At 71.9% G+C, this 15,596-nt stretch carries 9 protein-coding genes; 2 read left to right on the forward strand and 7 right to left on the reverse strand.

The features are described from left to right. Window positions 1-15: 15 nt before the first annotated feature. Window positions 16-3,471 (reverse strand): indolepyruvate ferredoxin oxidoreductase family protein, encoded by a 3,456-nt coding sequence (locus ABZ857_RS08570; protein WP_357039676.1) that lies wholly within the window; start codon window positions 3,469-3,471, stop codon window positions 16-18. Window positions 3,472-3,636: 165 nt separating this feature from the next. Here ABZ857_RS08570 and ABZ857_RS08575 point away from each other — a divergent pair, with 165 nt between their 5' ends. Continuing rightward, window positions 3,637-4,116 carry an Lrp/AsnC family transcriptional regulator gene (locus ABZ857_RS08575; RefSeq protein WP_193205244.1) on the forward strand — a complete coding sequence of 160 codons (480 nt, stop codon included), beginning with the start codon at window positions 3,637-3,639 and terminating at the stop codon, window positions 4,114-4,116. Here the strand turns inward: ABZ857_RS08575 and ABZ857_RS08580 are convergent. The 6 genes from ABZ857_RS08580 to ABZ857_RS08605 all read right to left on the reverse strand — a co-directional run bounded on the left by ABZ857_RS08580 (window position 4,091) and on the right by ABZ857_RS08605 (window position 11,565). Beyond that, window positions 4,091-5,590, reverse strand: a complete 1,500-nt coding sequence (locus ABZ857_RS08580; protein WP_357039679.1) for a protein kinase — start codon at window positions 5,588-5,590, stop codon at window positions 4,091-4,093. The two genes, ABZ857_RS08575 and ABZ857_RS08580, sit on opposite strands and share 26 nt — an antisense overlap. Before the next feature lie 107 nt (window positions 5,591-5,697). Beyond that, on the reverse strand, window positions 5,698-6,726 hold the full coding sequence (locus tag ABZ857_RS08585; RefSeq protein WP_357039682.1) for a LacI family DNA-binding transcriptional regulator: 1,029 nt from the start codon (window positions 6,724-6,726) through the stop codon (window positions 5,698-5,700). A 65-nt stretch (window positions 6,727-6,791) separates the two neighbouring features. Continuing rightward, entirely contained in the window at window positions 6,792-8,477 is a 1,686-nt protein-coding gene (locus tag ABZ857_RS08590; RefSeq protein WP_357039685.1) for a hypothetical protein, read from the reverse strand. Between the two features lie 27 nt (window positions 8,478-8,504). Next, window positions 8,505-9,311 (reverse strand): carbohydrate ABC transporter permease, encoded by an 807-nt coding sequence (locus ABZ857_RS08595; protein ID WP_357039688.1) that lies wholly within the window; start codon window positions 9,309-9,311, stop codon window positions 8,505-8,507. Then, window positions 9,308-10,276, reverse strand: a complete 969-nt coding sequence (locus ABZ857_RS08600; protein WP_357039691.1) for a sugar ABC transporter permease — start codon at window positions 10,274-10,276, stop codon at window positions 9,308-9,310. Before ABZ857_RS08600 ends, ABZ857_RS08595 begins: the two co-directional genes overlap by 4 nt. A gap of 14 nt (window positions 10,277-10,290) precedes the next feature. Continuing rightward, window positions 10,291-11,565 carry an extracellular solute-binding protein gene (locus ABZ857_RS08605; protein WP_357039694.1) on the reverse strand — a complete coding sequence of 425 codons (1,275 nt, stop codon included), beginning with the start codon at window positions 11,563-11,565 and terminating at the stop codon, window positions 10,291-10,293. A gap of 352 nt (window positions 11,566-11,917) precedes the next feature. On the opposite strand from ABZ857_RS08605, the gene ABZ857_RS08610 reads away from it, so the two are divergent. Then, window positions 11,918-15,559 (forward strand): LamG-like jellyroll fold domain-containing protein, encoded by a 3,642-nt coding sequence (locus ABZ857_RS08610; RefSeq protein WP_357039696.1) that lies wholly within the window; start codon window positions 11,918-11,920, stop codon window positions 15,557-15,559. Window positions 15,560-15,596: the final 37 nt, after the last annotated feature.

Consider the following 15,596-nt stretch of genomic DNA (forward strand, 5'->3'; position numbering starts at 1 on the left):
ACGACGCCACCACGATCACGGTGCCTCCACGAGTGCGGGGTCGTCCAGCCGGGCGAGAAGGGTGGCAGCGCGGTCGCGGAACTCGGCCACACGGGCGAGCTTGATGTCCTCGTATCCCCGGATCAGGTCCGGCAGGGCGGCGATCTCGGCGACGGCCGCGGCGGTCGCCGGGGTGAGCCGGCCGAGCGCGCGCCGCACCAGCTCGCGATACTCCACGACCAGCGTACGCTCCACCCGGCGGACGGCCGCGTGCCCGAACACGTCGAACGCGGTGCCGCGCAGCACGCGGGCGGCCCGCAGCCCGCGGAACACGACGCCGGCGGACCGGCGCAGCCTGATCTTGCGCTTCAGGCCCATCGCCCGCAGCAGCGGCGGGTGCAGCAGCACCGACACGGCGGCGCCCGGGCCGAACTCCCGCTCGCGCCGGGCCCGCTCCACCGGGTCGAGGTGCAGCCGGGCGACCTCGTACTCGTCCTTGTACGCCATGAGCTTGTGCAGCCCCCGGGCGTACGCGAGCCCCACGCGCACGCCGGCCTCCTCCCCCGCCCGCTCGGCGGCCAGCGCCGCCACCCGGCGCACGTCCTGTTCGTACGAGCGGGCGTAGGCCGCGTTCTGGTAGCCGGTGAGGTCGGCGACGCGCACGGCGAGCGTCTGCTCCAGCTCACCGCTCGCGTCGGCGTCGACCGGCACCGGGGGCGGCGGCGCGATCACTGACTGCGGGGTCGCGGCCCGGAACACGGCCTCGCGGTCGATCACGGCGGCGCGCCCCCAGCGGAAGGCCGCGAGGTTCTGTTCCACCGCGGCCTTGTTGAGGCGGATGGCCCGCTCGATCGCGTCCGCCGAGATCGGGATGCAGCCGTGCTGGTAGGCCGCGCCGACGAGCACGAGGTTGGCGGGCATGTGGTCGCCGAACAGCGCCTCGGACAGCGCTCCGGCGTCCAGATGGAGGACCGCGTCAGGCACGGTGGCCGACGCGATGCGGGCGACCGCGTCCTCGGGTCCGGGGAGCGCGGCACGGCCGGTGACCATGGCGGCCGTCGGCACGATCGCGGTGTTCACGACGGCGACCGTACGCCCGGGCGAGGCGACGGCGAGGGTGTCGTCCGCGGCGGCGCCGAGCACGTCGAAGCCGACGAGGACGTCGGCGGTGCCGCGGGCGGCGCGCACCGAGCCGGTGATCGGCCGCGGGGAGATCCGCACGTCGCTGACGACGGGACCACCCTTCTGCGCCAGCCCGGTCTGGTCCAGGCCGGCGGCGTGCAGGCCGTCGAGGTGGGCGGCCATCTGCAGGATCTGCGAGACGGTCACCACCCCGGTGCCGCCGATGCCCGGCATCCGCAGCAGCGCCGAGCGGTCCGGGAACCGCGGCACGGGTTCGGTCAGCGCCACCGGCGGCCCGGGCACCGTACGCGGGGCCCGGGGACGTGGCTCGACGAGCAGGAACGACGGGCAGTCGCCCTTGAGGCAGCTCAGGTCGGAGTTGCACGACGCCTGGTGGATGCGGGTCTTGCGGCCGAACTCGGTCTCCACCGGCTGGACGGACAGGCAGGTGGACACGTCCCCGCAGTCGCCGCAGCCCTCGCACACACGCTCGTTGACCACCACCCTGGCCGGCGCCGCGGGCAGCTTGCCGCGCTTGCGCAGCCGTCGCTCCTCGGCCGCGCAGCGGTCGTCGTGGATCAGCACGGTCACCCCGTCGATCGCGGCGAGCTCCTTCTCCACGGCCGCGAGGTCGTCGCGGTGCCGTACGGACGCGAGCGGCGCCAGCCGGACGCCCCGGTAGGTCTCGGGCTCCGGGGTGGTGATCACGACCCGGCGCACGCCCTCGGCCGCCAGCCACCGCGTCAGCGCAGGGACGTCGAGGCGGCCCTCGGCGCGCTGCCCGCCGGTCATCGCCACCGCGTCGTTGTAGAGCAGCTTGTACGTCATCGAGACGGCGGCCGCGACGGCGGCGCGTACGGCCAGCGAGCCGGAGTGGTGGAAGGTGCCGTCGCCGAGGTTCTGGGTGAAGTGGCGGTCGGAGGTGAAGGGGGCCAGGCCGAACCACTGGGCGCCCTCGCCCCCCATCTGCGTCATGCCGACCTGCCTGCCGCGTCCGTTCCCGTCCAAGGCGATCATGGCATGGCAGCCGATGCCCGCGCCCACCAACGTGTCGTCGGAGGCGCGCGTGGAGGCGTTGTGCGGGCAGCCCGAGCAGAAGTACGGCGTGCGGGCGGCGACCAGCGGGAGCGTACGGCGCTTCGCTCGGGTCGCGGACGGGGCGGGCGACAGGATGGCCGCCTGCCGGGGAAGCCGGTCAGGGCCGAGGCAGGTGGCGAGCGCCCCGGCCACGTCCTCGGCGCCGAGCGTGCCGCGCGCCGTCAGCAGTTCCCGGCCGATGACGTCGGGACGCTGCCCGGTGTCGTACAGCGCCTGCTTGAGGTGCCCCTCCAGGAACGGCACCTTGTCCTCGACCACGATCACCCGGTCGAGCCCGGCGGTCATGGCGGCGAGGTCGTCGTACGCGAGCGGGAACGGCATGGCGAGCCGGATGAGCCGCAGGCCGAGGTGGTCCATCGCGGCCTCGTCCAGGCCGAGGTCGGCCAGGGCGCGCAGGACCACGGCGTAGGAGGTGCCGGACGCGAGCACGCCCGTCGTGGCCCGCGGCGCGTCGTGGGTGACCCGGTTGAGGCCGTTCGCGCGGGCGTACTCGCGGGCCAGGCCGAGCCTGCGGGTGAGCATGTCGTGCTCGGCCTCCAGCGAGGGCGGGCCGACCAGGGTGGGCGGCGCCCCGCGGTCGGCGCGGTCCGGCGCCGGGACACCGGACCGGATGGTCGCGCGCAGCGATCCGAGGTCGACGGTGGCGGAGGCGTCGGCGACGTCCGCGACGATCTTCAGGCCGGCCCACAGGCCGGTGGCCCGCGACAGCGCCACCGCGTGCAGCCCGAGCTCGACGACCTCGGCCACCGAGCCGGGGGCGAGCAGCGGCATCGACAGGCTCTGGCACATCGGCTCGCAGGAGCTGGGCACGGTCGACGACTTGCTGCCGGGGTCGTCGCCGATCCAGGCCACCGCGCCGCCGAGCGGCGCGGTGCCGGCGAGGTTGCCGTGCCGGATCGCGTCGGCGGCCCGGTCGAGGCCCGGGTTCTTCCCGTACCAGAACCCGGTCACCCCCTCGTGCCGGCGGCCCGGCACCTGGGCGAGAAGCTGGGTGCCCGCGACCGCCGTCGCCGCGAGCTCCTCGTTGAGGCCGGGCCGGGCCACCACGCCCGCCTCTTCGAGGAACCGCGCGGCCCTCGCCATCTCCAGGTCGACCCCGCCCAGCGGCGAGCCGGGATATCCGGAGACGAAGACCCGCGTGTCCAGGCCGCGCGCGGCGTCGAGGCGGCGCTGCTCCAGGGTCAGCCGGACGAGGGCCTGGACGCCCGAGATCAGCACGGTGCCGTTCTCGGCCGCGTACTTGTCGTCGAGCGAGACGGGAGGCGTGGACACGGGCGAACCTCCTGAGGTCTGGGGGTGGCCCACAGCACACCAATGTCCCGGCGTACGCGCAAGCATCACGCGAGAAGGGGCCGCAAAGACGCAAAAAGATGGAGGAGCCCGCCCGGACCGCTACTGTTCTTTGCGCCGACGCCGGCGACGAGAGGGAGCGTGCCCATGGCGGAGATCGACGACATCGACCACCGGCTGCTGCGCCTGCTGCGCGAGGACGGGCGCAGGACGTTCTCCGAGATGGCCGCCGAGATCGGCCTGTCGGTGGCCGCGGTGAAGCGGCGGGTCGACCGCCTGCGCGAGATCGGCGTCATCACCGGCTTCACCGTGCGGATCGACTACGCCAAGCTCGGCTGGGGCATCGAGGCGTTCACCGAACTGCGCTATCCCGGCACCACGCCGGTCGGCAAGATCGTCCGTACCGCCACGGACGTGCCGGAGGTGCAGGAGGTGTTCACCATCGCGGGCGACCCGGACGCGCTCATCCACGTCCGCGTCCGCGACCTCGGCCACCTCCAGCAGGTCATCGACCGGCTGCGCCGCGCCGGCGACGTGACAGGCACCAAGACCCTGCTCGTGCTCGGCTCGTGGACCCGCGACATCGGGCCGGTCGAGGACCTCAGTCGTCGTCCTCCCGCGCGCTGAGGCCGGTGGCGTTCAGGAAGTCGACCAGCGGGCCGTCGGCCAGCCTGCCGGACTGGTACGCCTTTCTCAGCTTGATGAGCAGGTCGCGGACGCGCCGCGCGGCCTTGTCACCCCTGTCCCGGCCCCTGGACATGTCCCTGGCCGTCTTCCTGATCGCCTCGTGGGCGTCGCGGGCCAGCTTCGGCTCGATCCCGCCCCGGCTCTCCTGCTCCTGGACGGCGTGGTCGAAGGCGGCCAGCCACTCCTGGTAGCTCCGGTAGACGCGGCGCGTGGACGGCGTGGGCGACGGCTTCGGAGACGGACTGTGGGACGGTGTCCTGGACAGCCGGGGCGTCGGACTGGCCGTGACCTTCCTCGTCGGGGTGGGTGACGTCCCGGCGCCGGTGGCCGCCGGCGACTGGGCGGCGACCGCGGGTTCCGCCTGCCCGCCGCCGTCGGACAGCGCCGCCACCCCGATCGTGACCGCGGCGAGCCCCGCCACCGCGGCGCCGAGCCGGATGAGCGTGCGCCGCTCGGGCGACGCCCCCGGAGTACGCCCGGGAGGGCCGGCGGGCGGCGGGGCGTCGAGCAGCGCGGTGTCGCCCGCACGCGCGCCGTCCGTGTAGGACGCCTGCGGCGGGGGCGGCGCCGGTGTCCCGGCCCTCCGGACGGGCTCCCCCGCGGAGAGGGCGACGGCCGCCAGGACCCGGCGCGCGACCTCCGCGTCGGCGGGACGGGCGGCGGGGTCCTTGGCCAGCAACGCCATGATCAGGCGCTCCAGCTCGGCGGGGATGTCGGGGCGGTGCCGTCCGGGCGGCACCGGGGCCTGGTGGATGTGCTGATACACCAGCTCCGGAGCCGACCCGGTGAACGGCGGATGCCCGCACAGCAGCTCGTAGCAGACGCATCCCAGTGCGTAGAGATCGCAGGCGGCCCCGCCGCCCCTGCCGTCGATCTGCTCCGGAGCCAGGTAGGCGGCGGTGCCGACGACGGTGCCCACCATGGTGAGCCGCGCCGCCTCGGTCGCCACCTGGGCGACGCCGAAGTCGACCACCTTGAGCACGCCGCTCGCGGTGAGGTGCAGGTTGGCGGGCTTGACGTCCCGGTGCACGACCCCGGCGCGGTGGGCGGCGTCCAGGCCCGCGGCGGCCTGGCTCATGAGGTCGCACGCCTCCGCCACGCCGTACCGTCCCCGGTCGAGCAGCTCGGCGGCCAGGCTGCGGCCGGTGAGCAGCTCCATCACCAGGTACGGCCGCGCGTCCTGCTCGCCCACGTCGAGCACCGTCACCACGTTCGGATGGACGACGCGGGCGGCGGCACGGGCCTCGCGGGCGAAGCGCTCCCGCGAGGCGACCCCGGCGACCTGCGGCGCGAGGATCTTCACCGCCACGGGACGGTGCGCCCGCAGGTCCCGGCCCCGCCAGACCTCGCCCATCCCGCCCTGGCCGATCAGCTCCTCCAGCTCGTAACGACCGCCGAGCATGGACGGCACCACGTCCCGCACCTCCCCATCGCGACCGCGCCCAGATGATCGGGAGCCAACCTATCCTCTCGGGCAGGCCGGGCGGGAACGGGCGGTCGGGCCGGATCGGCCCGGATCGATCACGGTGGCGGCGCCGTGCTCGAACGCAGGGAGATCGGCTGGGAGAGCAGAACGTGACGGGGCGGCGTGCCGGGCTCGGCCATGCGCTGGGCCAGCAGTTCGACGGCCCTTTCGGCCATGTCGGTGATCGGGACGTCGGCCGCGGTGAGCGGCGGGTGGAACTCCTCGGCCCAGTGCCGCCCCACGACTCCGGTGACGGAGAACTGCCGGGGTACGGCGCGGCCGAGGCGTCGCAGCGCGCGCTCGATGCCGGGCAGGGCCGCCTCGTTCACCGTGACGACGCCGGTCACCCCCGGCCGGGCCGCCAGCAGGTCCTCCACGCAGGTCTCACCTGCCGTCGCCTCGTCGGGGCAGCACGAGGCGGTCGCGGCCAGGGAGCGTTCCGCCGCGGCGGCGTTGAACCCGTCCAGGGCGCGGCGGGCCGGGCCGTAACCGGAGTCCAGGAACTCTCGCGGCCGGTTGATCAGGGCGATCTCGCGATGCCCGAGGTCGGCCAGATGACGCACGCAGCTCGCGACGAGCCCGTGGTAGTCCAGATCCACCCAGTATCCGGTCGCGGCGTCCGCGGTATGGCCGATCGCCACGAAGGGCACGCCGGACTCCCGCAGGCGGGCGGCCCTCGCGTCGCGCAGCCGGACCTCCATCAGGATCACACCGTCGACGCGGCGACCGCGGACCATCCGCTCGAACGAGCGGTCGTGCTCGCCGCCGCTGGGCGACAGCAGCACGTCCAGCTCGCGCCGGCCGGCGGCGGCCACGATGTCGGCGACGAAGCCGAGCTGGATCGGAGTCAGCCGCCGCCCGGCGGGCGGGATGACCAGGCCGATGGTACGGGTGCGGCCCTCCGCCAGGGCTCTGGCGCTGGCGTTGGGCCGGTAGCCGACGTCGTCGATGACCTGCAGGATGCGCCGGCGGGTCGCGGCGGAAACCGCCCGCTTGCCGCTGAGAGCGTAGGAGACCGTGCTCCGCGACACGCCCGCCCGCCTGGCGATCTCCCCGATGTTCACCCGTCCCCCGCGGCAACTCATCGACACGATGTTTCGAATCGATTCGACAGCTGGTTATGCAGGCTACGCACGCGTGCGCGCTCGTGTCAAAGCCGCCGTGTCCCCCGTTCGAGTCGCCGTTGTCGGGCGGCGGCGAGGATGAGGTAGGCGCTGGCCGTCCAGGTGTAGGCGCGGTCGCGCAGCCCCTCACCGGTGCGGGCGTCGAAGTTCTCCGCGAAGCCCGAGCGCTCGCAGAGCCTCAGGAAGCGGGCGCTGATCTCGTCGGCCAGCCCGGTGTGGCCGGCGCGGCGCAGGCCGTCCTCGATGAGGACCGTCGAGGGGGCCCAGATCGGTCCGCGCCAGTAGCCGTCGTCCTGGTAGTGCTCGGACGCGGGGTGTTCGGTGGCCGGTCCGAACGCGGTCAGGTGCGTGGCGATGCGTGCGGCGAGCGCCGTGTGCACCGGCCCGGGGAGCTCGTCGCCGAGCACGATGGGCATGAGGTCGAGCAGGCTGGAGCTGCGCCAGGTGCTCCCCGAGTGCGCGCCGCGGGCGACGAACCCGTCCCCCGTCCACAGCTCGGCGAGCAGCGCGTCGCGCATCCGGTCGGCGGCGCCGGACCAGCGGGCCGCCGCGGCGGGGTCCGGGGCCCGGCGGGACAGTTCGCGCATCTGCAGGATGAGGAAGGCGGCCAGGTCGGCGGTCTCCACGACGCGTTCGGGGTCGAACGTGGTGGCGTTGTCCCAGCCGCTGTCGTTGCCGTGCTGGTAGTGCGGCAGCTCACGGCCGGGGACACGACGCGCCGTGAGCCAGAAGGTCGTCCAGCGTTCGAGCAGCCGGTAGACCTCCTCCGGCTCGGCCGCCGGTGGGAGGCGGCGCAGGGCCCAGCCGTGGATGGGCGGCTTGACGAAGTTGTAGAGGATCTCCGAGTGGGTGACGGAGTCGGGCAGCGCGCCGGCGTCGTCCTGGTGGTCGAAGGGCAGCCGGAACTGGTCCCAGGCCAGGCCGGGCAGGCCGTCCGCGAGGGCGATGGCGTTGAAGCAGTGGTCCCAGCTCCACACCTTGTCCATCCAGTGCTTGGACATCAGCACGGCGGGCCGGGCGACGAACCCGGCCGGGCGCACGGTCGCCGACCACAGGACGTAGGCGGCCAGCTCCGCCGCGGGCGTCCGGTCGCTGCGCCAGGGCGCGACCGCCGCGGTGAACGCGTCGAACTCGGCCCGCGCCGCCTTGACCACCTGCTCGAACGTGTCGGTGCCGCTGTAGGGGGCGCGAGCCGTCTCGTACTCCTCGACGGCGATCTCCCACTCGCCGCTCAGGACGACGCCCCGTTCGGCGGTGCCGAGCGCCTGCGCGCCCCGCGCCTCGGCCTGCCCGGCGAGCACCGTGACCCGGTAGCGGCGCCCGGTCTGATAGACGGTGAAGACGAACGATCCGTCCACCGGGTCCTGGTAGAAGTACGGGCCGCTGAACGGCGTCAGGACGGGGTCGGCGGCCAGGAGGCTCAGCCCGAGGCCCCGGCCGCGCAGCCGCACCGTGTCGGCGTTCTCGTACGCGAGGTCGATCCGGCCGCCGGCGCGGCTCCAGGTGAGCTGGTGGGGCCTGGCGGTGACGTCGCTCTCGGCGGACGGCGCCAGCCGCAGGATCGGATGCATCCCGGTCTGATGAGAGACCAGATGCACGTCCCGGGCGTAGGTCTTCTCGCCGACCACCGGCGAGAAGCCGAACCAGGAGCCGCGGTAGCTGAACGGGATTTCCCGCAGGGAGAACACCGGGCCTGAAGCGGCGACGGTCATGAAGAGGGGGTCCCTTCTCGAAAAGGTTCAGTCCTTGACGGCGCCGGCGGTGACGCCCGCGGCGACGTAACGCTGGGCGACGACGAGCAGGACGGTGGCCGGGATGGACGCGACCACGGCGGTGGCCATGATGGCGTTCCACTCCTGGTTGTTGTTGCCGATGTAGTGGTAGATGCCGAGCGTGATCGGCTGGTGGGCGCCGCCCTGGTCGAGGGTGGAGGCGAAGACGAAGTCCGACCAGGCCCACAGGAACGCGAACAGCGACACCGTGATGATCGAATTGCGGGAGACCGGAAGCACGATCGACCAGAAGGCGCGCACCACCCCGGCGCCGTCCACCCGGGCCGCCTGCAGCAGCTCCTCGGGAATGCCGGACATGAACGTGGTGAGGATCAGCACCGCGAACGGCACCGCGAGGGTGGAGTCGGCCACGATCAGCCCTGGGACCGTGTTCAGCACGCCGGTGGTGAGGAAGATGGCGTAGAAGCCCATCGCCATGATGATCCCGGGGATCATCTGGGCGATCAGCAGCACGAAGCTCAGCACGCCGCCCCCGCGCGGCCGCAGCTTGGCCAGCGAGTACGCGGCCGGCGCCGAGACCAGCAGGGTCAGGAGCACGGTGCCCAGCCCGACGACCAGGCTCACCCCCAGGTAGGGCAGCTGCCGCTCCAGCACCGCCCGGTAGCCGTCCAGCGTGCCGTGGACCGGGAACCAGTACGGCGGCGTCTTGCGCATGTCCTGGTCCCGCGTGAACGACACGTTGACCATCCAGTAGACCGGGAACAGCATCACGGCCGTCAGCGCCAGCCCGACGGCGGTCTTGAGACGCCTCATGCCGCGGCCTGCCGTCGCTGCACGCGGATGTAGACGAGCCCGAAGGCCAGCGCCATGAGAATCAGCAGATTGCCCACCGCCGCGCCGGGGCCGAAGGAGGGCACGAGGTTGCCGAAGCCGAGCCGGTAGGACCAGGTGGCGAACGTGGTGGAGGAACCGCTCGGCCCGCCCTTGGTCATGATCCAGATGATGTCGAACACCTTGAGCGTGTAGACCAGCCCCAGCAGGACGGTGATCGCCGACACGGGGCGCAGCAGCGGGAAGGTCACCCGCCGGAACCGCTGCCAGGCGCCGGCTCCGTCCAGCGCCGCCGCCTCGTACACGGCCGAGGGGATCGCCTGCAGGCCGCTGTAGAGCACGACCAGGTTGAACGGGATGCCGATCCAGATGTTCGCGATGATCACCGACCAGAGCGACCAGTCGGGGGAGGTCAGCCAGTTGACCGGGCCGGCGCCGACCCGGCTCAGGGCGGCGTTGACCACGCCGGAGTCGCTGTTGAGCATCCACGACCAGGTCGAGGACGACACGATCAGCGGCAGCAGCCACGGCACCAGGAACAGCGCCCGCAACGTCGCCGAAAGCCGGAAGTTCTTCTGGAAGAACAACGCCAGCGCCAGCCCGATGGCGAACTGGAAGGCCAGCGACACCAGCGTGAACACGATCGTGTGCCACAGTGCCGGGCCGAACGTGGCGTCGGCGAACACCTTGGCGTAGTTGGCGAATCCGGCGAACGGCGCGTCCCCCCGCACGAACGAGCGCACCGTGTAGTTCCGCAGGCTCAGCTCGACGTTGCGATACAGCGGGTAGGCGTAGAAGACCAGCAGGTAGACGACGACGGGGGCGAGGAACGCCCACGCCGCCCACTGCCCCGCTGCCCCCTGTCCCGGGCGAGTGCGTCCCGCCCGGCGCTCCCGCCCCTGAGCGGGGACGGGGGCGCGGGCGGTACGCACCGGCGTTCGTGTCACTCGGCTCATGCTCATTACTGCGTCGCGCTCGCCGCCGCCGACTGCGCCGCCGCCATCGCCTCCTGCGGAGCCGTGGAACCGCTCAGCGCCGCCTGCACCGCGCCCCACATGGGCTCGGAGATCTTCGGATACTTCGTGCCGAGGTTGTCGCTGGTGCGGCCCTTGGCCGCCTTGACCGCCTCCACCCACACCTTCAGCTCGGCGTTCTGCTCGACCTGCTTGGCCTGCACCGCTTCCGTGGGCGCGATGTACGACAGCGTCGTCGTCGTGGTGAGGGAGTTGTCCGTGCTCGTCAGGCAGCTCACGAGCTTCTGGGAGGTGGCGTAGCGGGCGGTGTCCGACTGCACCGGGATGCCGACGAACTCGCCGCCGGTCGGGGCGGGAGCCGTGCCGCCGTCCTTGCCGGGGATCGGGATGATGCCGTAGTCGAAGCCGGTCTTCTTGGCGTTGGCGAGCTGCCAGGTGCCGTTCTCCGCGAAGGCGTAGTCGCCGCCGGCGAACTCCTGCCAGCTCGTCGTCTGGGTGTTGTTGATGACCGAGTTGGGGGCGTAGCCCTTCTTGAGCCAGTCGGCCCACAGGGCCACCGCCGAGACGCCCTCGGGCGAGTCCAGTTTGGTGAGGTTCGCGCCGGAGCCCCAGAACCACGGCAGGAACTGGAAGCTGCCCTCCTCGGTGCCGATGGCCGAGAACGTGATGCCCTTCTTGCCCGCCGCCTTCACCTTCTCCAGCGCCGCGGTCAGCGACGCCCAGTCCTTCACCGCCGCCGCGTCCACCCCGGCCTTCTTCAACACCTCCTTGTTGTAATAGAGGGCGAGGGTGTTCGCCCCGATCGGGACCCCGTACGTCTTGCCGCCGATCTGGCCCGCCGCGAGGAGGTTCGGCGCGATCGACGAGACGTCGAGCCTGTTCTCCTCGGTCGTCGTCAGCACGCCGGCCTCGGCCAGCGTCGAGACGACCGGGTTGTCCACGATGAGCACGTCGGGTGAGTTGCCCTGCTGGGCCGCCAGCAGCGCCTTGTTCGTCAGATCGCTGGTGTCGTAGCCGGTCCGCTCGACCTTCGTCCCCGCCTGGGTGCCGCACGTTTCCAGCAGCTTCACCCATTCGGAGCTCTTGTCGTACTGGGGGTACGGATCCCAGATCGTGTAGGTCCCGCTCCCGGCGGCCTGGCTCGAGCTCGTCGAAGCACCGCCGCCGGACGGTGACGAGCAGGCGGCCAGCCCGGCGGCGGCGGCGGCCAGCACCGCCGCGCCCATGCCGGTCACACGCCGGCCGCTTGACCCTGATCTCATTGACGTGACCTCCGCTGACAGCGTTACGCGCCTGTTTCCGATTGGAGTCGAACCGATTCGGCGAATCGGTTCGCTGACGATAGGCCCGGTTCGTCGTCTCCGTCAATGGGATGCGCGGCAGGATTTGCGGATCGCCGCCGATGTGCGCCGTAACGGCTTCCCGGCTTCGCCCCGCTGCCGTGCCGGGCGGGCGCCGTGACACGCGTCCGCGCGTGACGGCGCGATGACGATGACGTGCCGCGAGGGTTTCCGGCCCTTGACCACTTCGCGGCACCCCGCTTATCGTCCAGTCGAATCGATTCGCCGAATCGATTCGACTCACCACTCACTCCCCCCGCGAATGGGACAGCGCATGGCCGTACCCTTGTCCGGGCGAGCACGCAGGCTCGCGCCTCACGCCGTTCTCGTCTCCGCCCTCGCGATGACCGCGATCCCCCTTGCCGCCTTACCGGCGCACGCCTCACCGACCGACAGCGCCGGCGCACCGGCACTCGTCCTCCACTACGACTTCGAAGGCGACCTGTCGAGCGGCGTCGTCGAGGACCGCTCCCCGTCCGGTCTCGACGGAGCCCTGGCCAACCCCGGGTCGGCCAAGGCCGCCGCGGGTCCCGACGGCACGCAGGCCCTGTCGCTGCCCGGCGGCCCGACCGGCTCGGCGACCGCCCCCTACGTGACGATCCCGAACGGCCTGTTCCGCGACCGCCACGCGATGACCGTCTCCACCTGGCTGAAGTGGGCGGGCGGCGCCGACTTCCAGTGGGTCTACAACCTCGGCAAGGACGCCGCGACCGCCACCTTCGTCACCCCGTCCTACGCGGGCGACGCGACCACGAGATCGTCCATCAAGCCGGTCAACGGCAGCGCCGAGGTGGGGGTGCCGGGCGCGCAGAAGCTGCCCACCGGTCAGTGGGTCAACCTCGTCACCACGATCGACGGCAGGACCCTCACCTACTACGTGAACGGCGTGGCCATCGGCAGCACCACCGCGCAGATCGACCTGGCCGCGGTGATGCACTCCGACCGCAACGGCACCTCCGGCTTCCTGGGCAAGCCGTTCTGGGGCGGGCACCCCTTCCTGGCCGGCGACCTGGACGACTTCCGCGTCTACGACGCCGCCATGAACGCCGAGCAGGTCGCGGAGCTCGCCGGAGACCACAAGGCCACTCTCACCAAGGTCGAGCAGACCTCCTTCGAGATCGTCACCTACCCGGGCACCGCGCCGGCACTGCCCGCGACCGTCAACGCGCAGTTCTCCGACGGCATCCGCCGGGGCGTGCCGGTCACCTGGGAGGCGGTCGACCCGGCCGGTTACGCCAAGCCGGGCAGGTTCACCGTCAAGGGCACCGCGTACGGGACCACGGTCGAGGCCGCGGTCAAGGTCGTCGCCAACGACCTGACCATCGACCTCGGCACCGAGACCGGCGCCTTCCACGGCGGCGCGTCGGGCACCCTGTACGGCGTGTACGGCGAGGGCGTGCCTACCTCCAACCTTCTCGAGGGCATGCGGCTGCGCACGGTCGCGACGAAGGCCCAGGACGGCCTGCAGCACCCCGGCGCCGACGCGCTGGAGGTGGTCAAGCCGCTCGCCGACAGCACCGGCGGCGACGTGTACATCTACATGACCGACATCTACCGCGGCTTCCCCTACCAGTGGCCCGGCGACACTCCCGAGGCCAGGCTGGACGACTTCAAGGCCAAGATCGCCAAGCAGGTCGACCAGGTCCTCAAGCTCGACCCCAAGTATCAGGACCACATCGTCTTCGTGCCGTTCAACGAGCCCGAGGGCAACATGTTCGGCACCGGCGCGTGGAGCTACAACAAGATCAATTGGCTGAGCGACCCCCAGTACTACTTCAAGGCCTGGGACGAGGTCAACGCCCTGATCAAGGGCAGGATGCCGAAGGCCAGGATCGCCGGCCCCAACACCAGCGTGCTGTACGACCAGGTGCAGGGCTTCCTGCGGCACGCCGTACAGGCGGGGACGGTCCCCGAGGTCATGACCTGGCACGAGCTGGGCGACCCGGCCCGCATCCGCACCAACGTGGCGAAATACCGCCAGTGGGAGCAGTCCATCTTCACGGGCACCCCGTACGAGGGCAGGCAACTCCCGATCAACCTGGACGAGTACGCCTTCAACTACCACACCTCGGTGCCCGGCCAGATGGTCCAGTGGGCCTCGGCCATCGAGGAGTCGAAGGTCGACGCCGACATCGCGTACTGGAACATCGACGGCAACCTGTCCGACTCGGCCGTGCAGGCCAATCGCGGCAACGGCCAGTGGTGGCTGCTCCACGCCTACGGCCAGATGACCGGCAACACGGTCAAGGTCACCCCGCCGCGGCCGAACGTCAGCTACACGCTGCAGGGCGTCGCGACACTCGACAAGGCCAAGGCACAGGCCCGCGCGCTGTTCGGCGGAGCGTCCGGTCTCGTCGGCATCCACTTCAACGACGTCGACACCACGCTGTTCGGCGGCACGGTGCACGCCCTGATCCAGGAGATCCCCTGGACCGGCCAGATCGGCGACTCCGCGCAGCCCCGCGTCGTCGCCGAGCTGAACCGGAAGGTGACGGACGGCGCGGTGAGCTTCGAGTTCGGGTCCGCGCTGCCCGCGTTGAAGGAGTCGTCGGCCTACCAGATCATCCTCACCCCCGGCGACCACGCCGCCTCCGGCACTCCGGCGACCACGCTCTGGCAGGCCACGTACGAGGCGGAGGACGCCGGCCACACCGGCGCGGCGTACAGCAGGAACGGCCCCGAGGGGACTCCGTCCGACGTCGGCAGGTTCTACACCTCCGGCGGCTACGACGTCGGCGGGCTGCGCACCGGCTCCGACGTCACGCTGAACTTCTCGGTGTCGGTCCCGCGGGACGGCACGTACGACCTGTCGGTCTTCGCGAACTCGCTGAACACCTCCAGCGCGGTCCAGGCACAGGGCCCGACCAACGTCTTCCTCCGGGTCGACGGCAAGGACGAGCGGGAGCTCCACCTTCCGCTGGGGTACAAGTGGGTGGTCTGGGACCACACCGACACGAAGGTCACGCTGTCCAAGGGGGACCACACGATCACCCTGGCCGCCAGGAGCCTTGACGGCACCCGCGCCACCAAGGGGGACGCGATCGTCGACAAGATCGACCTGTCTCTCGCCAACCCGGCCGCGAGCGAGGCGATCTACGAGGCCGAGTACGCCACGCTCGACGGAGCGAGCACCGGCTACAGCGAGAAGAAGGTGTCCGGCTCCGGCGTGGCCGACCTGCGCAAGGGACAGTCGGCGACGTTCTGGGTCTACTCGCCGGGCGACGGCGAGTCCACGCTCGGCGTGGACCTGCGCGGCGGCGGCAAGGGCACGCTGACCGTCAACGGGCAGGAGATCACCGAGCCCTCCGGGTCCTCCCAGGTCAAGACGTTCCTGTCCGGCGGCGTGAACAAGATCACCTACACTGCGCGGACGGGCCGGGTGCGGCTGGACCGGCTGCGGGTCGAGAAGACCGAGGGCACGCTCGCCCCGACCTGGTATGAGGCGGAGTCGGCCCACGTCGCCGGCGCCGCCAAGGTGGCCGCCTATCCGCTGGCGAGCGGCGGGAAGGCCGTCACCGGCATCGGCGGCGCCCCCGGCAACGCCGGCACCCTGACCTTCGACGTCACCGCCCCCAGGAACGGGACGTACGCGCTGACCGTTCGCTACTCCAATCCCGAACAGTCCCCCGCGTCCCACTACAACCCCGACCCGCTGGCCCGCCACGCCGAGATCTCCGTCAACGGCGCCGCTCCGCAGCGGGCCTGGTTCCCCCACTCGTTCCACGCCGACAACTTCTGGGAGCTGACCATCCCCGTCCAGCTCAGGAAGGGAGCCAACACCGTCGCCTTCGCCTCGCGAGAACTGCCGAACTTCGACGGCGACACCTACATCTCCGAGACCTTCCCGGACATCCTGCTCCGATCGAAGTACGCCCCGATCATCGACAAGATCGCGGTGACCCCGATCGCCGGGTAGCACGCCGGGCACATCAGCCGGGCGGGGCCGTCGGCCC

Source organism: Microbispora sp. NPDC046933, assembly GCF_040644635.1.
GTDB lineage: Bacteria > Actinomycetota > Actinomycetes > Streptosporangiales > Streptosporangiaceae > Microbispora.